Consider the following 19,989-nt stretch of genomic DNA (forward strand, 5'->3'; position numbering starts at 1 on the left):
CGATCTGGTGGCAGATTTCTTGATTTTGGTAACACCTGGTCACGAGTTATGGGCAGGTTGCCGGTAACCTGCCTGTACCCGAACGGTCTGCAGTCGCTCGCAAAACCCCGGAATATAAGGGTTTCAGGACTTTGCGCATGGGCAAGCTCGACAAAAGGGGATCTCGCATGGAAGCGGCGTCGGTGCGGAAGTTCGCGAGCATGGCCCCGGCCCGCCCGCTGTGATGATGCTGGCCGATCACGGCCGCAAAGGCGCAGAACTGTCACACGGGTCAAGGCGGGGCATTGCTGATGCTCATGCTTGGGACGCGCCGTCACCACCAGCACGCAGCTCACTTTGTGGGGCAGGGGCGACAAGCCGGGGTCGGCAAATGTCGCACAAGAAGCGTTATCGGACGTTGCCTCGGCCAAAGGGCCGTTGAATAAAGTGCGGAATTGGAAGTTGGCACACCTGGCAGCAACAGGGGATGGGGGCCTCTCCCGTGTTTTACTCCTCGGGAGTCAGTACTCGGGTAAAACGAATGGAGGACGAGACTTCGACTGGGTCTTCGATGTCGCGACATTCATCGCCCGCTGAGAGCACCTCGTGAGGATCAGCCTAAGAGCACGTAGGAGTTTGCGGAACTTTTGGACTTTCCCAAAGAGCGATGCGCCACATCCGTAACGGTCGATAAGATGGGCTGAGGGCCCCCAAATGCGGCGGATGGTGTCTGCGCTGATGGAGCCTACATTGGCAACATGAATGCCGTTTTCTTTGATGGCGGCCAACACATTCGGGAAGCCGTCAAACTGAGGGATCTGATCTGCGGCCTCGGCGCTTCGAGCGCGTACGTCACGGGCTATCGCGGGCATTTGCCAGAACCGCACGCCCCGATAGTTTATGATTTCGCGGTTCGGCTTGTCGCGCAGGTGCTCAATTTCTGTAGCGCTTACTTGCCGAAAGCTATGGCGCTGGGTGAGCCCGCTTAGGGTCTGGATGAACCAAGGAGCGCTGTCCGCTAGGGTTCCGTCAAAATCAAATATGACAAGCTTATAGGCGGTCATTAAAACATCCCTAAGCGTTTCGGCTTCGGCAACGCCCGCCTTGCGGCATACCTCGGCAACAGGCGTTCCATCCTCAGCCTGCTTCAAAACAAAGGCGATCTGTGCCTCGGTGAACTGCGATTTTCTCACCGAACTCTCCACCTCCCGGCCAGGGGATCATAAATGGAAAATTGCCCGTTCGGGTGGTCCAAAATTCGGGGGCAGGTCAGTACGTCGGACATGATCCATGCCATTGGCGGCGGCATAGTGAGGCTAGATCTCGGGCGATATAGCCAAGAACCATAATAGCTCAATAAGGGCGGCCGCTGCTAAATTTCAGCCCAATAGTAGCCTCACGCTAACAGCGCCGTAGGCGATAGCGTTGGAAGCCGAGATGACTACAAGGTCACGGTGCGTGTCATCGCCGGATAGCGGTGCGGAAGCGTTTCCAAAACGAGCTGTCGAACGGTTTGAGAAGGTACTTGCTTGGATTTCCGTGGCGCCAGTAGTTTGGGCGCGCTAAGTCTAGAACCAAGTTAGTGATTGCCGCCGCTATAGTGCCGCCGGCGCCAAGATGACGAAGTTGTAGTTCGGCTATGATGCGCGCGGAGCGGAAGCTCCGCCAGTGCACGCTGCTTTCAGACATGAACACCCAGCTTCTGATCGTGGACCACTCTTCGAATAACTGTTTCCCACGCTTACTCGAAAGGGCCTCGGTAACTTGCCCTTTTTGAGCTTCATCAAGTGTTGTAGAGAAGCTCCAAATCGATGAACGATCGCATAAACAGACCACCATGAACGCTGGTTCTGTCTGACCTCATGGCGTGTATGAGCGTGATAATAAATTGGTCTGCTGGCGAGGGCAGCAAAAGGGCAGGGTGTCCTGGTGCCGGGCTGGCGCCAGACATCACATGGGCCACTAGATGAGCGTATTCGGGGGGCACAGGAAGCACGTGTGGCTCGACCCGGGTTGCATCTTTTTCTCGCCACAGCGGCGCGAGATGATGTTCGCCTTGATCCAAATCCAGTGACGTTGGGAACGCTTCCTCTGGATCTACGGTGATGTATCCGAGGTTGGAAAAGACGGTCAAAGCCTTAGGGTCGTCCACCAAAACGTCCAGGTCAGCCAACTGCCTCATCCCTGGGCGAGGATATATCGGGCGGTAAAGCTGGATTGCGCCTTTCAGCAGAAGAATTTCTGCTCCCTCTTGCTGCAATGCATTCGCCAGCTGTGCGAGTTGGTAGCGCATATGGAGATGGTGGGCCACGTAATACTGAGATTTCTCAAGAGAGGATGCCTGGGCATTCTGTTCGAGAACCAGCGAGCAAATGGGCTTGAGCTTGTGTCGCTTCGCTAAGGTTTCAATGTCTCGTGGCGTAACGCCGGATGCCGTCAGTCTCGCAATTTGTGGCGCTGTGTCTATGCCCTGCGCAGCGTTGAGCATGAGTTGAGCGAAACTACGTAGATCTGGCCAAGGCATCTAGAAACCGATCAAAGGCACGAGGCGGTGTTAGTAAGGCATAATCTCATGCCTTAATGACACGACTTATTACCGGTAAATGTATGCCAGATATATAGTTCGTGCGCTTGCGTGGAACGCCGGGGAATGAAATTGTTGTAGCTCCAAGCAATCTGATTGATCATTCAATGCCCCCCGAGATTTGGCATCGCTGGTTTCGTGGACCAGTAAAACATGAGCGCCCAAACCCTACGTCTTCTAGTCAGATCGCGGTGGTGGTAATTGGGTACCGCGCGCAGAAGGGGCTCGTTGCAGCCGTTACTTCCCTGGTTAATCAAGTTTGCCAGGCAGAAATTGTCGTCGTGAACTCCGGGGGCGGGGACGCGATTGCGCTGTTGCAGGAGTTTTCGGGCCGGATCCGTATCATCGATATAGAAGAACCGCTACGTGTAGGCGCTGCTCGAAACATCGGGATTGACGCAAGTGAGGCACCTTACGTTGCCTTTCTCGCTGGGGATTGCATTGCAAAACCGGGGTGGGCTTCGGCACGTCTGCGAAAACATGCTAGCGGATCCCGCGCAGTGGCGTCTGCCATTGCGGTGCCTGAGGGAAATAACGTCGCGGCATTAGCGGCACACCTCTTGCTTTTCGGTCTCCGCTCACCCCAGATCCATCCGGCACACGCGCTGCGTTATGGCGTGTCTTACAGGCGCGATGTGTTTGCTGAATTTGGCTATTTTAATTCGGTGGCGCGAATTGCTGAAGACAGCGGGTTCTCTCAACGGCTCGGACGCGGGGTATTTCCTGCTTGGGTTCCGGAGGTACAGACCGGCCACGCCAATTCGAGGACACTGTCGTCGCTTGTACGAGACTTGTACCTGCGAGGCGTTCGCGCTGCTCCTCGGTCGAATGGCGCCCATGAGTCGCAACGGTGGTTCGCAACGCTGCGAGCGGTCATTAATAATGCGGGCCAGCGCACCAGCGCGGCTAGAAAGATCGCAAGAGACTATCTTGGCTTTGATAGCGCGAAACTAGCCGCGATTGGGCCGCTGCTGAGCGTGGGTAGTCTGGCCTATTGTTTAGGCTTAGCGCGCGGGACGGCGAGGCTTGGGAAAGCTCGGTCGCTAATGGCGCAAGCGTACCGCGAGGCAAGCGTTGTGGACATCAAGAAGCTCGAAGACGCTGTCAGCCTAGATTTTGAGAATATCCCGCTGCGCCTAGCCTGTGCTGAGGCGAACGAGCCGGTCAGCAGCGAGAAAGCTCGCATGCATCTTCAGATGGCGATGGACCTATCATGTTTTCATTCCGCAAAAGCTCAAGCAATGATGGAATGGCTGCAGGAGCGAAATAGGGAAGATGACTTGGAGACGTTTATTGCGCGCCTCCAATACTGTCTGCCTACGGGCGTCGTGAGAGAGCAAGCGGCGCTCAGTCCGCAAATGAAGCACTAAGCGTCATACCCTCGAGTGGAAAGCCCGCCGCGATAAACGCCTTTAACAGTCGTCCGTTTTTCTCGGCATCGGGCGACAAGTCTAGGCGGAAGCTGGGAAGACGTCTGAGAAGTTCAGCGTAAAAGCTCATGCCTCGATCATGTTCGGCCGGGAACTGATGGAGGTTGGATGTCATGAGTGCTAACATCACCTCTCGAGGTTTAACGCGCTGCAGCACAGGTTCTGCAAGATGGGCAATGCTAGGAAGAACCACAGCCCCCAGTGGTAGCTCGCCGACGAAAGGTTCCGCGTAGAACTCGTCTGGGTCAAACATGACTTTACCGCGCCAGTTGACGTCCATATGGGCAGTTTGCTGCTTAAGATGCGGGATGCGCGCGAGCCCCGATCGATCTTGTTTTACAACTCTGAACAGAGAACGCGCGAAGCAGGTGTCATCGATGCCTAACGCCACATAATCGTCACCGGCTGTTTTGAGCCCAACGGATATGCCCGCTAGTGTCGTGCCGGATTTGCCAGCGCCCCCAGCACCGAACATCACGAGGCCTTTTCCGTCTAGACCTAGGGTTGCAGCATGTGCGAGGCGCTGGTCTTTTTCATCAAGAAGCCAATGCAAATGCTGCCGAAGCGGTGCCGTTGCATCCCAAAGCGGAAGCGTTTGGCGACTTTTAGTTAGTTGGACGCCGATCTTTCGCTGAATGTCGTAAAACTTCCATATGCCATCCTGGAAGGGGTAAGCGGCTCGCATTCCGGCAGACTTGACCAGACTTTGAAATTGCTCTGGCGAACAACTGGATCGGTTTAGATTTGGTAGTCCGAGCGCCGCGCTTCGTTTTGCCGTTAAGACAAATACCCGGTGCTGGCATGAGGCGTCGAGTTCACAGGCAGACATCATGTCCACGTAACTTTTAGCGAGCTCGGCATCGTCAAACACCAACTGGAGGCTTAGTCCCGCCAGCGAAATATGGTGGGTTATCCAGGCGGTAGGATTGGTTCCCGCGAGGAGATCCAGCACGTCACGCATCCACTCGATAGCACCCGCGCCGTTTACCAACTGGGGCAGGGAATAATCTTCGGTGGGTTTAGGCATGATTGCGGATCGTTTTCGCTTGTGTTCGACGGGTAATTCCTGACTTAGCTTGGTGAAAGCTGTTTTGCCAAAGAGTTTTAGCGGGCATGGATATTCGTTCAATCAACGTTCACCATGCCTCTCCTGCGATTGCGAAGCGCGTGACAGCGTGGTTCGAACGGCCGTCGCGTGTCGGTGTGCTCGATGGAGGCAGATCGATACACCTTCCTCACCCCGAAAAGCGTGGCTACTCCCTCAAGATTAAGGGTGCGGGGCATCTCGGGGGCGAGATAAAATTTGGCACCTACCCTGATAAAGGGCCAACCGCGCCCCGGTTTGACTTCGATGGCAGAATGATGGTGGACGTTGCCAGTGGGCACGACAATGCCTTTGTTGGGGGAGCGTCTTTCCAGCAAGCTGCAACGGAATATCGGATGGCCAGAGAATTCGCTGGCTTAGGGATAGATGTTGTCGCGTGTGTCGGGTTTGGCAGCGTTTCAACCGACACCCATGTGTCTTGGTTTTCGATCCACGAATGGCCAATTGGCTATTTGGATCTTTCAGCAGATGAAACCGACAACTATCGCCTCGCTAACCTTGAGGTGGGTCAGCTGATGCTCAACTTAGCTCAGCATCACGGCAAGGTCGGGTACTTCTGGGTTGCGAAGAACGCGGCAGGACACAAAGTGGCATTCGACTTGCACCCATTTACGGCTGTTGACCCGCTGAATTGCTCGCAGCTCAGTTGGGTAATGCAGTTGGCATTTACCTATTCAGTCCGCTGCCAGGCATGTGAGGTCTTCCCAGCGCTCGAGCGTGTCAAAAATCCTGATCCAGACATAGCGGCATTCCCTCTGCGAGCGCTGCTACCCAGCGCAACAAGGGACGACTATCTTGATCTCCGGCACAATCTCATGAAGCCTGCAAAACAGCTTTCACGAGGCGAATTTTCTTCAACTGCCTTGCTCAAGATCATCTCCAGCACGCGCATTGGGAGAGTGTTGCTGGACCATTGTCCCACGGAATATGCACGCTACGCTGGTTGACCGCTGCGCGATTTCACTCACATCATTTTAAAAAATCGGATTTTCACTTGAGCATAAATGCACCCGTAACGACCACGGTCGTGATACCGGCGTATAACGCAGGAAAATTCCTAGCCGAAGCGATCGACAGCGTACTTGGCCAAACTTATCCAGTCACCGACATCATTGTCGTAGACGATGGTTCGAGCGATGACACGCAAGTAGTGGCTCGATCATTCCCGCGAGTGACTTACGTCCATCAGTCAAACGGTGGCGTGGCGTCGGCACTCAATCATGGTGTTCGCTTAACGAAAACCGAGGCTATTGCTTTCCTGAGCGCAGATGATGTCTGGAAGGCCGACAAGCTCGAACGTCAGCATAACGCTCAGGCTGGTCAAAAAAACACGCTCGTTTTTGGCCACATGCAGCAGTTCATCTCGCCAGACATTTCACCAGAAGTATCAGCCACTCTTGTATGCCCCCCAGACCCGATGCCGGCCTTTTCGGCAGGAACGTTGCTTGCATCTCTTGAGTGTCTGCGAGCAGTTGGCCCGTTCAATGAAAGTTTTCACGTGGGCGAGTTTATGGACTGGTACGGTCGGGCCAAGGACGCCGGCGTCGACACCATAATGCTCGCAGAAACGGTCTCAATGCGTCGTGTGCATGGCGCGAACCATAGTACGAAAACGCTCAAGACCAAAAGCTATGCGCCGGTTTTGAAAGCATTGATCGAGCGCCGTCGTGCTCAGGGTCAAAAGCCATGAAGATTGTTGCACTTCTTCAAGCGCGGAACGAAGAGCGTTATCTTGCCGAATGGCTCGAAAATATTTCCTCCGCAGTGGACGCCATAGTGGCGATCGACGACGGTTCGACCGATCGGACAGCTGATATCTTATCCGCCCATCCCAAGCTTGTGGAGTTGATTTCGCGCTCTCCTGGGCAGCCTTGGCGCGAGCGTGACAACCATGTCGATTTAATCAAAGCCGGGCGTCGCCACGGCGCTCACTGGTTTTTGTGTATTGACGCTGATGAGCGCATCGAACTTGGCTTTGCAAAGCAGTTGCGTGCGCTTCTTCAGGAAGCAGAAGAGCGTGGGGTGGAAGCGTTTACTTTGCGTTTGCGCGAGCTTTGGGACGACGAACGTACGTATAGGGTCGACGGCATTTGGGGGCAAAAGGCTCGCTATCGACTGTTTAAGAACAACCCGGCCCATACGAAATTTGACCCGAGGCAGCTGCACCGGCACTGGATGCCGCTCGAAATCGTAATGCGGCTCAATAAGGTTGGGGCGCAATTGCCCAATGCCATTTATCACCTCCGCATGATCGATCCAAAGGATCGCCTAGCGCGGTATCGCCGCTACAAAGAGCTAGACCCAAACAATCAGTTTCAAGCTGAGGGGTATGAATACCTCATCGATGATACAGGGTTGGAGCTTGCGACCGTTCCTGCCGAAGCAGACTACAAAATTAGATAGTGACGTTTCACCGTCGAAAAAATCTTTATGGAGTGAATACCTTGGCCCCAACCTATCTTAAAATTGCCGAGCCGAATTGCAGTGCCGAAGAGTTCGATGGCGAACTGGTCGCGATCAACCTTGGCACGGGCATTTACTTCAGCATTAAAGAAGTCGGCGCAGCGATCTGGACCGACCTTAATGCCGGTCATTCTGTTGAGGCAGTTCAAGAGCAGGTGGCAGGACGTCCAGACATGTCCGCCGCTGTCACCGTGTTTGTTCAGCAGCTTGTCGAGAATGGGCTCATGGTTCAGGTCGAGAGCACAGAAGCGCCAAGCGTTGGTCTGAGTTTTGCGGCTTTCGCCGACGGTAGTGAACTGCCAGAGTTGGAGTCCTTCGGCGATATGCAGAGCCTACTTCTGCTTGATCCTGTTCACGAGGTCGACGCTGAAATCGGTTGGCCTGTGGCGAAGAAGGACTGACACAAGAAATGGCCGTAGCGACGCCAGCCGACTATTATCTGGATCATTCCTACGGCCTCATTCTCCAGGCCCTTGCCTATCGCGGCACTGCGTCAAGCGAAGCTTATCGTCAGTGGAGAGGCCTCTGTTCATTGAGTGACGCGCCTTTCGCACAGCACCAAGCGTTTCCGTGGCTTGCAGAAGTGGCGATACGCGAAGGGGTTCACGAAGATGATTTGAAGCGTTTGCAGGGGGTGGGCCGCAGTCTTTGGAGTAGAAACACTGCGGTCACCCGCAGTGTTTTGCTGGTGCTCGATATCTTGGGCAGCAATTCGATCGTACCGATCTTGCCAAGCGTTCTAGGGCTGTTGGCGCGCCAAGATGTGCAGCTGGCTGAGGTCGCTCTAGGCTCCATAGAACTGGTCGTCAGATCCGAGGAACATCCTGCTGCACAGCGCCTACTTGAAACCCACAGCTATGTGCGGGTTGCGGGGCTAACTGACGCCATCGGCTCTACGTGGCGGTCGCCGCATGATCAAAACACCGTTAGCCTTAGAATTAGCCCCCTGGCCAATGTGACGAACAGGCATTTCGTTCAGCGCGTGTTCGCCAGTGCGGTTCATGCCAAGTTTAATGGCAGACGCGTGCAGGTGATGTCGCCAACATACCAACTCTTCTGCGCGATGGTTCATTCGGGAAGCTTAGACGAAATTTCGCGGTTCGCGCGGATATTGGAAGGCTTCAGAGTTCTGAATGGGCAAGCTGGAGTGACTGTCGATTGGCCGGTTGTAGCTCAAGAGAGCGAGCGATTTGGCCTGAGCGACACCCCGTTGGCCTACCTGACTTTCCTAGCCCACAACACCCCATTCAATCCCCCAGCGGCAATGCTTGAGGCGCTGGCCCGTTCATCGCATACAAGTGGAGGGCGGGATGGCAGCCTAGGCTGGGAGCCTAACGCCAGGGGGAAGGCAAGTGGCAAGATTAAAAGCGCGATTGAAGATGTGCGGTATTCCCGGCACAGCCCCGAAGTGCTGCTGCGTAAGGCGGCGTGGGCAGCGCGGCGGGGTGCCGCGCGTTTTATCCCACGTCGTGAGGGCTAGTTGTTCGCCGGGGTAGGGCGATCTTCGGATACACCCAGCGCTCGAATTGGCTCATCGGTCGTGATCTGCCGTAGACCTTTGGTGAGCCAGTAGCGGAGGTCTTCTTCCGTGTTCGGGACCCAACCGCCGAGGAGGGAGAGGGGTACTATGCTTGTGATGGTGTCCCAATGCTCCCTGAGAACGTCGTTTTGGATGGCGATGACATCGGCGAGGGCTAAGCGCTTTTCGAGGGCGGGGATGAGGCCTTCGCGTTCGATGTTTGGGCCGTGCATAGAATTGAGGGTTCTGGCCTTGGGGTATTTGGCGCGAAGCTCTTCAAGCACGGATAGGGAGAAGCTCGTGAGGAACGAGCGCTCCAGAAGGCCGTAACGCTCCACTTCGGCGTATACGGCGTCAACGAGGCCAGGGTAGGGCACCCCGTTGACGTCATCCTTTAGCTCAATGTGCAACTCGCCTGTTGTTTGGGCGAATATTTCGAGGACATCCTTGAGCAGTGGGATGCCTTCCACGGTTCCCTTGAGGAGCGTCGTCTGGTGTGCGCCCAGTGGTAGGTCGGCGACGGGGCCGGTACCTAAGCTTGTGCGATCAAGCGTTGCATCGTGAATGACGACAAGCTCGCCAGCTTTGGTGAGGTGAACATCAAATTCGACGCCATCGAGAGCGAGGGCGCGTGTTTTGAGAAAACCGCTGAGGCTGTTTTCAGGCCAAAGGTTGCGGCCACCACGGTGGCCGATAATCATGGTCATAGCTGCGAACCCGGATCTCGATTAGATGCGCTGAGACGTTTGTGCGTCAAAGACGTGGATCAACTCAGGATCAACCGCCAGGCGAATGTTCTGGCCCGCCACCGGCATGGATGTGCCTGCACAAATCACGACTAGATCCTGCGAGCCGACACGAACATTGAGCTGTGTCTGCGCGCCCATCGGCTCGACGAACTGCACCTCGCCAGAAATCGGACCGTTTTCATCGAGAAGAATGTGCTCAGGGCGAAGGCCTATAAGGACCGTGTTTGCTGCCACGACCTTGTTGCCGAGCGATACTTGGGTTCCTCCAAGATCGAATGAGGAGCCGGAAATGCTGGTCTCGAAAATGTTCATAGCCGGAGAGCCGATGAAGCTGGCGACGAAAACGTTGGCAGGCTTGGAGTAAACTTCCATCGCCGAGCCGATCTGCTCAATGCGACCAGAATTCATGATCACGACGCGATCGGCGAGGGTCATTGCTTCAGTCTGATCGTGGGTCACGTAAATTGATGTGCGCGGGGTCTTGGTTTGTAGAGCCTTGATTTCAGAGCGCATTTGGACGCGAAGCTTGGCGTCGAGATTGCTCAAGGGCTCGTCAAAGAGAAAGACTGCGGGATTTCGGACGATAGCGCGCCCCATAGCAACGCGCTGGCGCTGACCGCCAGAAAGCTGGCCGGGGCGGCGATCGAGAAAGGGTTCAATGTTGAGGAGCTTGGCTGCTTCGGCGACGCGCTTTTCAACTTCGTCCTTTGGCAGGCCTGCAATCTTGAGATTGATGCCGATGTTTTCGCGCACACTCATGTGCGGATAAAGCGCGTAGTTCTGGAACACCATGGCGATATTTCGCTCTTTTGGTGAAGCCGCGTTGACCACCTTGCCGTCGATCAGCACGTCACCTTCGGTGATGTCTTCCAGACCGGCAACCATGCGCAGCAGTGTCGATTTCCCGCATCCAGATGGGCCGACCAAAACGACGAATTCGCCTTCAGCCACATCCAAGTCGACGGAATGCAGAACCTGCGTCCCGGAATAGGATTTCTTTACACCGCGAAGGGTCAACGTACTCATGCAATTTCCTCCTGCACCCGTGTGCAGACTATTGTGGAGAGTTATTGACGGTCAAGCAGTAATCTGGCGGTATGTGCGGATGAAGAAAAAAGAACCCGCATCAGCGGATGTGGCGAAGCTTGCTGGCGTTTCTCGTTCGGCTGTCTCGCGAACGTTCACGCCAAATGCTTATGTATCGGCGGAGACCAGGGCGAAGGTGATGGCTGCAGCGGAGATGCTGGGCTATCGGCCAAACGCTATTGCACGGTCTTTGTCCAAGCGGCGCAGTGGTCTCGTGGGCGTCGTGTGTTCTGATCTGAACAACCCGTTTTACGCCAAACTGCTTGAGCTGCTCTCGACCAGTTTGCAGCAGCGGGGGCTCGGAATTCTTCTGCTCGTCGGCGATGCGTCGCGCATGGATGAGCTGCTGGAGCGCTTACTGTCATACCAAGTGGACGGCATACTCTTGCCAGCGTCCAAGCTGACGTCGCGGCTTGCGGTGCAGCTCAATCAGAGCGGTCGGCCAGTGGTTTTGGTCAACCACCACCTGCGTGAAGGCAGTGTTACAACCGTTGGTGGCGACAACTATGCCGGCGGTTTAATGGTTGCCGACCTTCTAGTGTCTAAGGGTTTTTCGCGCATCGCTTATGTGTCAGGCCCTCAAGATACCTCTTCGGCGGTGGACCGTGGTCGCGGCATTCAGGATGGTCTGGCGAAACACGGTCTAGCGCTTGCAGCGCGGGCGAGCGGCGAAGATCGTCGCGACGTGACGCAGGATGTTGTTCGTCAATTCATGGTACTGCCGAACCCGCCAGACGCCATTTTCTGCGCAAACGACCTCATGGCGCTTGCGGCCATGGAAGTTGTGCAAGGGGAGTTCGGTAAGGCAGTTCCGGGCGATGTCGGCATTGTTGGTTACGACAATACCGCTCTGGCAGAATCAACTCTGCACGCACTTACCAGCGTCGATCAGAACTTGCCTTTGATGGCCGCGGAAGCTGTCCGCGTTTTGATGGATAAAATCGAACGTCGCCCGTTAGAGGTGAGCCATATCGATATAACCCCGCAATTAGTGCTCCGTAGCACGAGTCGCTGATCAACCCTTCGTCGTACTTGACAGGGTGCGACATTCCTCCCTAAGTTTCTGCACACGGGTGCAGAGACACTCGCCATTTCCGTGGGAGGAAATCTTGATCACTTTAAAGAATGCGGCTCGCGCTGCTGCGCTTGCGGCTGCCCTTAGCTCTGTCAGCATGGTTGCTGTTCTCGCAGCCGACGTGAAGCTGACCCTAATTTCTGCTGAGCGTGACGAAGTTCTCGCTCCCGTAATCGAGGCGTTTGAGGCGGCGAACCCTGGGATCACTGTCGAACACCAGTCGATCCCATTTGAAAGTATGAACGCTGCGATTGAAGCGCGTATCGGCGGAGGGGATGACAGCATCGACGTTCTGCTCGTCGACAGCCCACGCGTTGCAGCGATGGTGTCTCGTGGTTACCTGAAGTCGCTCGAAGATCTGCGCAGCGAAATCGAGCCTCTGGTCACGCCAGTTGCGCTTGATGCGCTCAGCGTCGATGGCACGATCTACACGCTGCCACTTTGGACCTCGACCCAGGTCATGTATTACAACAAGGACCTGCTGGATAAGGCAGGCATCCCGCATCCGGGTTCTGATCAGGAAGATCGTCTCACCTATGACGAGGTTCTGGAGCAGGCAAAGAAGGCTCAGGAAGCTGGCGCAAAGTACGGTTTTGCCTTTGAGCAGATCGACCGCTACTACCAGTTGCAGCCAATCTTTGAAGGCCTCGGCGCGGGCTCCGGTCTGACCGGTGAAGGCAATCTCAATCCAGACATTACCAACGAAAAGTGGATCGAAGGCGCGTCCTTCTATGCCAAGCTGTTTGAAGACGGCATCTCGCCACGCGGTATCCCGACTGGTCAGGTTCCTCCGCTGTTCGCAGCTGGTGAGATGGCGTTCATCGTTGGCGGTCCATGGCAGCTTGCTGGCTACACGAACACTGAAGGTCTGAACTTCGGCGTTGCGCCAGTTCCGTACCATGCAGGTGGCAAGCCAGTGACCCCAACTGGATCTTGGGCTCTTGCAGTTAGCCCGCACTCGTCCAAGCCAGAAGAAGCCATGAAGCTAGCAAAGTTCATGAGCCTTGACCCGCAGGGTGCGTTTAAGACCGTCGAAGCCAACCCCATTCCACCAGTGAACCTGGAAGCTTTTGCGATCTACGCTGATTGGTTCGCACCAAAGTTCCCAGAGAACGGCGCGGATGTTCAGAAGATCATGGGCTACGAACTGCGTGATACTGCTGTGAGCCGTCCACTCTCTGCTGGCTTCGTTGCTTTTGAAGAAGTGATGAACCGTGTCTTTGGTGATCTGCGTAACGGCGCAGACGTAAAGGCAACGCTGGAAGATGCTCAGCGCGAGCTGAACTCGACGCTCTCGCGTATCCAGTAAGACGAGCCTAGGGGGAAGCGCGTGTCAAAAACAAAAAACTTAACCGTAGCCTTAGCCTTTTTGGCTCCGGCCCTTCTGGCAGTGCTCTGCCTCAGAATTTGGCCCGCGCTTCTTTCCGTCCATGAATCGTTGCTCGCCCCGCGAGCAACGACCTACAGTTTCGATAACTATATCTATATTTTTGGCGATCCGGTCTTCCAGTCTTCGGTCTGGACGACGCTCTTCTTTTCTATCGTTGTGAACCCGTTGCAGATTGCCATTTCCCTCGGATTGGCAATTCTGCTGAACAATAAGCTGCCGGGTACCGGCCTGTGGCGTACGCTGGTGCTCCTTCCAGTTGCGATCCCAGCGTCGGTCTCGGCAGTGGTTTGGGCTGCTGCACTCCGGCCTGACGGGCTTGCGAACGCTTTGTTGGGCGTCTTCGGCATTGGCCCGCAACCTTTCCTGACCTCTCCATCTCAAGCACTGGCGTGTATCATTCTGGTGACCAGCTGGATCGGTGTCGGCTATTGGATGACCATCCTTCTGGCCGGGTTGCAGGACATTCCAAAGTCGCTCTACGAAGCCGCCCGTATCGACGGGATGAATTGGTGGCAGCAGTTCACCAAGATCACCGTGCCGCAATTGCGCCGCCCGCTGACCTTCGTTCTGGTTGCTGACACTGTCTCGAACTTCCTCGTTTTTGCGCCAGTCCAGATCCTGACCCGTGGTGGACCACAGCGCTCGACCAATCTGATAATGCACGAGATTTACACCCGCGCTTTCGGCACTGGCGACAAGGCCAGCGCTTATGCAGCGACCGTCGTGCTGATCCTGCTGATGCTCACCATTGTGGCCCTGCAGTTCCGCATGATGAGCGATAAGGGAGAAAAGTGATGCAGAACATCAAGGCGACCACCGTCCTGCATATCGCCGTCATCGCGGCGACCGGCATTATTTTCTTCCTTCCGCTGTGGTGGATTTTCGTCAGTGCTTTCCGGCCTGAAGAGGACATTTTCAAATTCCTCAATCCGATCACGATTGAGACCTTCCTGCCGACCCGCTGGACCTTTGATCACGTTATCGCGCTGTTCCAGAGCACCTTCGGGCAGGCGCTATTCAACTCGCTCTTTGTTGCGGTTGTCACCGTGCTGGGGGGCTTGGTTGTCTGTACGACAGCGGCCTTCGCTCTGTCGGTCATTGAATTCCCGGGGCGCAATCTCGTCTTCACGGTGATGATCGTCAGCTTCCTCATCCCGTTCGACGCTATTGCCCTGCCGCTCTATCAGATCATGCGCGGCGCTGAGCTGCAGAATAGCTACCTCGGCTTGATACTGCCTGGTCTGGGCAATGGTCTGGCTGTCTTCCTGCTGCGCCAGTTCTTCCTTGGCCTGCCGAAGGAACTGCGTGAAGCCGCTATGGTCGACGGCATGGGCTGGTTCCAGGTGTTTTGGCGCATTTATCTGCCCCTGTCTGGCCCCGCCATGATCAGCGCCGGTTTGATCATGTTCATCTTCCAATGGCAGGCCTATCTTTGGCCGCTGCTAATCGCGCCTGCGACCGAATACAAGGTTGCGGCCGTGTCGATCGCTCAGTTCAGCAGCGCTTGGGGCATCGCCTTTGGTCCGATCATGGCCGGCGCAATGTTCATCTCGCTCGTGCCGATGATCATCCTCGTATTCTTCCAGCCGTATTTTTCGAACTCGGTGGCTGCCACCGGGAGCAAGGAATAATCATGTCCCTTTCCGCCAATGCTGCTCCGCAGCTGTCTGTTGAAGCCCGCCTCGCGCTTTTGGCCCCACGAGCCGGTCAGCTCCGCGTTGTTCTGGATACTGACACCTATAATGAGATTGATGACCAGTATGCGCTGGTGCAGCTTTTGCTCTCGCCAGAGCGCATAAACCTCGAAGCCATCTATGCCGCGCCGTTCTTCAATGACCGCTCGTCCGGGCCGGGCGAGGGGATGGAACTGAGCTATCAGGAAATCCTCGAGCTGCTGAAGCGTATGGATGTCAATCCTGAGGGCTTGGTTCATCGCGGCGTGACCGACTATGTCGGCTTTGAAAAGGTTGCTCGTGAAGCGCCTGCCGTCGACGACATGATCGCCCGTGCACGCTCCGCGACCCCAGAAGATCCGCTTTATGTGGTTGCGATCGGCGCGATCAGTAACGTTGCTTCAGCTCTACTGAAGGCACCTGATATTATCGACCGCACGGTTGTCGTCTGGCTCGGTGGTCACGCGTTTGAATGGCCACATCAGGTTGAGTTCAACCTTAAGCAGGACGTCGGCGGCGTGCAGGTGCTCTTTGATAGTGGTGTGCCACTCGTTCTCGTGCCGTGCATGGGCGTGACCTCGCATCTGCACAGCACCGTGCCAGAAATCGAGAAATACGTTGAGCCATGCGGCGACATCGGTGCCTTCTTGTCGATGCGCTTTAAAGAATACTCAGACAACCACGTTGGTTGGGCCAAGGAAATTTGGGACATGGCCGCGGTGGCTTGGCTGCTCGACGACAAGTGGGCACCAAGTGTTCTGGCGCACACCCCGATCATGACCGACAACATCACCTATTCGGAAGATCGCGGTCGTCATCTGCTCCGCTACGTAACCTATGTGGATCGCAATCCGATCCTTCAGCACTTTTTTGCGCGGCTCGAAGCATTTACCAAGCGCTAGTTTTCGCCATATGCCTTTCCCTCGAGCCACGCTAAGCCGTGGCTCGATTGCGTTACGACCTCATGAAGGACGATGGAATGAGCCTATCTTTGAAGGGCCAAGTAGCAGCGATCACCGGAGCGGCCTCCGGGATCGGATTTGCCTGTGCGAAGGCGCTCTTGGACGCAGGAGCACAAGTTGCTCTGGTGGATCGCGATGCGACCGCATTGGCCAAAGCCTGCGCCGAATTGGGCGAGAACGCCTTTGCCGTAGAAGTCGATTTGCTCTCGCCCGAAAGCGTGGCAACCATGTTGCCAACCATTCTCGAACGGGCAGGCAAGCTCGACATCTTCCACGCCAATGCTGGCGCTTACATCGGTGGACCGGTTGTTGAGGGCAATCCTGACCACTGGGACCGGATGCTCAATCTCAACGTCAACGCGTCCTTCCGCACGGTTCATGCGGTTCTTCCCTATATGACCGAGCGCAAGACCGGCGACATCATCATGACCAGCTCGATTGCCGGTCTCGTGCCTGTCGCGTGGGAGCCGATTTACACTGCGTCCAAATTTGCCGTTCAGGCCTTCGTTCACACCGTTCGCCGCCAAGTTGCGCCTGCAGGTATTCGCGTTGGTGCCGTTTGCCCCGGTCCTGTGCGTACGGCATTGATTTCCGATTGGCCGCAGGAAAAGCTGGACGCTGCTTTGGCAGCGGGTGACCTTATGGAGCCGGAAGAGGTTGCTGACGCAGTCCTTTTCATGCTCACCCGTAAGCGGAGCGTCACCATCCGCGATCTCGTCATCCTTCCACAGCGCAACGATCTGTAAGCCATGACCAAGCAGTATTTTATCGGTGTCGACGTTGGGACCGCTAGCGCTCGCGCAGGGGTGTTTACATCACAAGGAGCAATGCTGGCTTCAGCGGTCGAGCCGATAAAACTCTGTCTGGAAGCTGGTGAGAGGGCCGAAAGCTCCAGTGCCGACATATGGCGAGCGGTCTGCAAAACTGTGCACGAGGCAGTTGCTGGTTCCGGCGTTGAGCCGAGCGACATTGCAGGCATTGGTTTTGACGCCACCTGCTCACTCGTTGTGCTCGGGCAGGGGGGGCGGTCACTCTCGATATCCGACAGCGAGGACGCAGATCGCGACATTATTGTTTGGATGGACCATCGTGCGCTTGATCAAGCTGAACGCATAAATGCGTCAGGCCACGCTGTCCTTGATTACGTTGGCGGACGTATCTCGCCGGAGATGCAAACACCAAAATTGCTCTGGTTATCTGAGAACAAGCCTGAGGTTTTCCAAGGCGCTTGGCAATTCCTTGATCTACCCGATTTCCTGACCTGGAAAGCAACAGGCAGCCTTGCTCGTTCATCCTGCACCGTGACTTGCAAATGGACCTATCTCGCCCACGAACAGCGTTGGGACGAAAGCTATTTCCGAACAGTCGGCCTTGGCGTTCTTGCGGATGAAGGCTTCGAACGTATCGGCACAGAAATTGTCGCCCCCGGTGTCGCTTTAGGGGATGGGCTCACCGAAGAGACCGCAGCTGATCTGGGTCTACCCGTCGGCACAAAGGTCGGCGCAGCTTTGATTGACGCTCACGCCGGTGGAGTTGGTACTCTTGGTGCTTCAGGCGGTGCTGGCGAAATCACCACCCGTATGGCCTATGTCTTCGGAACGTCAGCCTGCACAATGGCGTCAACGCAGGCCTCCAAGCCAGTCCCTGGTGTGTGGGGACCATACTATGACGCGATGGTTCCGGGTTTTTGGCTGAGCGAAGGTGGCCAGTCAGCCGCTGGCGCTGCCCTTGATCACCTCGTGAAGCTGCATCCATTTGGCCATGAAGCTCAAACGAGGGCAAAGGCTGCTGGAAAGTCGGTCACTGCCTATCTAGCAGGGGTTGCTGGGGCTTCAGGAATAACAATTTCCGAAGTCGCGCGATTGGCAAACGGCCTGCATGTTGTTCCTGAGTTCCTCGGCAACCGAGCGCCCCACGCCAATCCATCGGCGAAGGCGATCATCTCAGGTCTCGGAATGGAAACCAGCGAAGAGAGCCTTGTGGCACTTTATGTCGCTGGGCTGTTGGGCCTAGGGTATGGGCTACGGCAGATCATTGAGACATCAAATGCATCAGGCATCGACGTCGAAGCGATCTATATCAGTGGTGGTGCGGGGAAGTCGAAACTCGTGCGCCAGCTATTAGCCGATAGCGCCGGTATCCCGGTTGCCGTCACACGCTCGCCCGAACCTGTTCTACTTGGCTCAGCGATGCTCGGCGCAACCGCTGCCGGGGCATATAAGACACTGAACCTGGCGATGGCAGCGATGGCCGAAACCGATGAGCTTGTCTTACCAACGAAAGCGCAGGCCGACTATCATACGCAACGGTATGCTTCTTTCACTGCCCTGCAGAATGTCGCCGAGCAGGTTCGGCTAAGTGACTTGAGCCTATAGGCCAACGGTGATTGAGATCCGGCCCGATGGTTGCCCCCTTGCGGTCTGTGTCTCGGAAAAATGCTGCCGCTTCTACGCGCACAAGGGATCCCGAATTGGGCTTTCCGTTATTGCTTCCCAGTCCGCCGAGGCAGGATCCTTCCTCGGTCGATCCTGCCCGTAAGTTACGATGAGTAACTGTACTACATGTATGTACTACAATTGCTAATTGCACACTGTCATGGGTTCATATAAATCAATGGCTTATATGGAATAAGCTTCCCAGCTGCGAATCCTAGCGCCTGACTGGGAGATGTTTTTACGTTCCTCGACCTAGTTTGATTAACTCTTGCCAGAGCGTCCAGACTAGGATTTTGACGTCGAGGGTGAGCGAGAAGTTAGAGATGTAGGCGAGGTCGTGGTCTACACGTGCTGCGGCGGATTGAGGCGTTTCTACAGGCCCCCTTAATCCATTCGCTTGGGCCCAGCCGGTCAGGCCGGGCTTCATCTTGTGACGTAAGTGGTAGTAGGGGACGATCTCATCATATCGACGCTCGTTGACCAGCATGCCAGGTACTTGTGGACGTGGGCCGATAAGGCTCATGTCACCCCGGATGATGTTGAAGAGCTGCGGTAGCTCGTCAAAGGATGTCCGGCGCAAGAAGGCGCCAAATTTCGTCAGGCGCGGGTCGCCATTTTTTACAGCCTGGAGTCCGCTATGATCGGATGCAGCCCATTCCAGGCTCCGAAACTTGTACATACGGAAGACCCTCCCGTTCAGCCCTTCTCGGTTCTGCGTGAAAAGGAGAGGGCCGGCAGACGTCGCTTTGATCAGACAGGCAATGGCAACAAGCAGAGGGCTAAGTGCAATGAGCGCCACTAAACTGATTGCGATGTCGGCACTGCGCTTGATGGCGAGCACCAGGAAATTCTGAGGGCCGACGGTGCTAACGATTGGATATCCGTCCTGGAAATCAAGGGGGAGTCCAGACTGATTCAGGCGAGATTTAAGGTCTTTTTTGATGTGGCTAGCATCGACAGAGAATGACCCTGATGAAGACTCACCGCGGAACTCGTCCGCTAGCTCTATGCTCCCAATCTCATCCCCCATGCTCTATTCCGCCCCGTTCGATACTGCGCCTAAAAAACTAGTGTTTTTATTAACCTGTGATAACAGTAGTGCTCTAATTATAGAGAGGTCAAAAAGTATATGTTTCTGCGTATTGATTCAATCTTTTTTTGTTCGTGAATTTTGGGTTACGCAATATGTGTAGAGCACTAGCGAGCAGTTCTGTGTGTGTTCTTGAGCTGGTCTTGTTGGTCGTGTCCCGGGACGTGGTGTAACTGAGGTGGTCAAGCCGCTCGCGAGCGCGCCATTAGGAGCGCCGTAGCGAGCGAGCGGCTGGGTGGTCATCGACGGATTTCCGGTAAGGTCTGGTTGCTTACCCCAACCCTGCACCTGAAGGACCACCGATGACCGACACGATGATGAACTGCGCACGCTGGTAGAGAAGACCCCCGACGCCGATATTCTGCGTGAGATGATTGGCTTCGCTGCCGAACGGCTGATGGAGATGGAAGTGGGTGCCGCCACTGGGGCCGGCTATGGCGAAAAGAGCG

Annotated in this window: 19 protein-coding genes and 2 pseudogenes; 14 read left to right on the top strand and 7 right to left on the bottom strand. The window is 55.6% G+C overall.

All coding sequences use genetic code 11. The annotated features are described in order from the left end of the window. Positions 1-500 precede the first annotated feature (500 nt). The 3 genes and pseudogenes from HKD40_RS15865 to HKD40_RS15870 all read right to left on the bottom strand — a co-directional run bounded on the left by HKD40_RS15865 (position 501) and on the right by HKD40_RS15870 (position 2,467). Complete coding sequence (locus HKD40_RS15865) at positions 501-1,043, bottom strand: HAD hydrolase-like protein (protein WP_248306102.1); 543 nt, start codon at positions 1,041-1,043, stop codon at positions 501-503. Positions 1,044-1,064: 21 nt separating this feature from the next. Continuing rightward, positions 1,065-1,172 (bottom strand): annotated as a pseudogene (locus HKD40_RS17960) (transposase); the annotation flags it as partial. Between the two features lie 590 nt (positions 1,173-1,762). Next, positions 1,763-2,467 (bottom strand): nucleotidyltransferase family protein, encoded by a 705-nt coding sequence (locus HKD40_RS15870; protein WP_169196761.1) that lies wholly within the window; start codon positions 2,465-2,467, stop codon positions 1,763-1,765. A 143-nt stretch (positions 2,468-2,610) separates the two neighbouring features. Between HKD40_RS15870 and HKD40_RS15875 the strand changes: the two genes are divergently transcribed. Further along, on the top strand, positions 2,611-3,933 hold the full coding sequence (locus HKD40_RS15875; RefSeq protein WP_169196762.1) for a glycosyltransferase: 1,323 nt from the start codon (positions 2,611-2,613) through the stop codon (positions 3,931-3,933). Here HKD40_RS15875 and HKD40_RS15880 read toward each other — a convergent pair. After that, on the bottom strand, positions 3,911-5,122 hold the full coding sequence (locus HKD40_RS15880) for a hypothetical protein (protein ID WP_169196763.1): 1,212 nt from the start codon (positions 5,120-5,122) through the stop codon (positions 3,911-3,913). The two genes, HKD40_RS15875 and HKD40_RS15880, sit on opposite strands and share 23 nt — an antisense overlap. Here HKD40_RS15880 and HKD40_RS15885 point away from each other — a divergent pair. From HKD40_RS15885 to HKD40_RS15905, 5 genes are read left to right on the top strand one after another with little or no spacing between them, the layout of a single operon-like run. After that, a complete protein-coding gene (locus tag HKD40_RS15885) occupies positions 5,107-6,045 on the top strand; it encodes a hypothetical protein (RefSeq protein WP_169196764.1) in 939 nt (312 codons plus the stop codon). The two genes, HKD40_RS15880 and HKD40_RS15885, sit on opposite strands and share 16 nt — an antisense overlap. Further along, positions 6,042-6,788, top strand: coding sequence for a glycosyltransferase family A protein (locus HKD40_RS15890; RefSeq protein WP_169196765.1), 747 nt, complete (start codon positions 6,042-6,044; stop codon positions 6,786-6,788). Before HKD40_RS15885 ends, HKD40_RS15890 begins: the two co-directional genes overlap by 4 nt. Further along, a complete protein-coding gene (locus tag HKD40_RS15895) occupies positions 6,785-7,501 on the top strand; it encodes a glycosyltransferase family 2 protein (protein WP_169196766.1) in 717 nt (238 codons plus the stop codon). Before HKD40_RS15890 ends, HKD40_RS15895 begins: the two co-directional genes overlap by 4 nt. A gap of 41 nt (positions 7,502-7,542) precedes the next feature. Continuing rightward, entirely contained in the window at positions 7,543-7,962 is a 420-nt protein-coding gene (locus tag HKD40_RS15900; RefSeq protein WP_169196767.1) for a PqqD family protein, read from the top strand. 8 nt (positions 7,963-7,970) lie between these two features. Next, positions 7,971-9,041: a hypothetical protein gene (locus HKD40_RS15905; RefSeq protein WP_169196768.1), complete on the top strand. Its 1,071-nt coding sequence runs from the start codon at positions 7,971-7,973 to the stop codon at positions 9,039-9,041. Here HKD40_RS15905 and HKD40_RS15910 read toward each other — a convergent pair. Together HKD40_RS15910 and ugpC are read right to left on the bottom strand one after the other, a co-directional pair. Further along, on the bottom strand, positions 9,038-9,787 hold the full coding sequence (locus HKD40_RS15910; protein ID WP_169196769.1) for a glycerophosphodiester phosphodiesterase family protein: 750 nt from the start codon (positions 9,785-9,787) through the stop codon (positions 9,038-9,040). The genes HKD40_RS15905 and HKD40_RS15910 overlap by 4 nt on opposite strands. Positions 9,788-9,808: 21 nt before the next feature. Beyond that, the gene (gene ugpC, locus HKD40_RS15915) at positions 9,809-10,855 is read right to left on the bottom strand and encodes a sn-glycerol-3-phosphate ABC transporter ATP-binding protein UgpC (protein ID WP_169196770.1); all 1,047 of its coding nucleotides are present in this window, start codon (positions 10,853-10,855) and stop codon (positions 9,809-9,811) included. A 79-nt stretch (positions 10,856-10,934) separates the two neighbouring features. Here ugpC and HKD40_RS15920 point away from each other — a divergent pair, with 79 nt between their 5' ends. The 7 genes from HKD40_RS15920 (at position 10,935) to HKD40_RS15950 (ending at position 18,390) form a co-directional block, all read left to right on the top strand. Continuing rightward, positions 10,935-11,930 carry a LacI family DNA-binding transcriptional regulator gene (locus tag HKD40_RS15920; RefSeq protein WP_169196771.1) on the top strand — a complete coding sequence of 332 codons (996 nt, stop codon included), beginning with the start codon at positions 10,935-10,937 and terminating at the stop codon, positions 11,928-11,930. Positions 11,931-12,024: 94 nt separating this feature from the next. After that, a complete protein-coding gene (locus tag HKD40_RS15925) occupies positions 12,025-13,299 on the top strand; it encodes a sugar ABC transporter substrate-binding protein (protein ID WP_169196772.1) in 1,275 nt (424 codons plus the stop codon). Between the two features lie 21 nt (positions 13,300-13,320). Continuing rightward, positions 13,321-14,175 (top strand): sugar ABC transporter permease, encoded by an 855-nt coding sequence (locus tag HKD40_RS15930; protein WP_169196773.1) that lies wholly within the window; start codon positions 13,321-13,323, stop codon positions 14,173-14,175. Continuing rightward, on the top strand, positions 14,175-15,011 hold the full coding sequence (locus tag HKD40_RS15935) for a carbohydrate ABC transporter permease (protein WP_169196774.1): 837 nt from the start codon (positions 14,175-14,177) through the stop codon (positions 15,009-15,011). Before HKD40_RS15930 ends, HKD40_RS15935 begins: the two co-directional genes overlap by 1 nt. A gap of 2 nt (positions 15,012-15,013) precedes the next feature. Then, complete coding sequence (locus tag HKD40_RS15940) at positions 15,014-15,955, top strand: nucleoside hydrolase (protein ID WP_169196775.1); 942 nt, start codon at positions 15,014-15,016, stop codon at positions 15,953-15,955. A 77-nt stretch (positions 15,956-16,032) separates the two neighbouring features. Next, a complete protein-coding gene (locus HKD40_RS15945) occupies positions 16,033-16,761 on the top strand; it encodes an SDR family oxidoreductase (protein WP_169196776.1) in 729 nt (242 codons plus the stop codon). A 3-nt stretch (positions 16,762-16,764) separates the two neighbouring features. Continuing rightward, positions 16,765-18,390, top strand: coding sequence for an FGGY-family carbohydrate kinase (locus HKD40_RS15950; RefSeq protein WP_169196777.1), 1,626 nt, complete (start codon positions 16,765-16,767; stop codon positions 18,388-18,390). 298 nt (positions 18,391-18,688) lie between these two features. Here HKD40_RS15950 and HKD40_RS15955 read toward each other — a convergent pair whose 3' ends face one another. Then, positions 18,689-19,480: a sugar transferase gene (locus HKD40_RS15955; RefSeq protein ID WP_169196778.1), complete on the bottom strand. Its 792-nt coding sequence runs from the start codon at positions 19,478-19,480 to the stop codon at positions 18,689-18,691. Positions 19,481-19,862: 382 nt separating this feature from the next. On the opposite strand from HKD40_RS15955, the pseudogene HKD40_RS15960 reads away from it, so the two are divergent. Beyond that, positions 19,863-19,989: pseudogene (locus HKD40_RS15960) on the top strand (IS256 family transposase); the annotation flags it as partial.

Origin of the sequence: Devosia sp. MC1541, assembly GCF_012847305.1 — a bacterium.
Classification (GTDB): Bacteria; Pseudomonadota; Alphaproteobacteria; order Rhizobiales; family Devosiaceae; genus Devosia.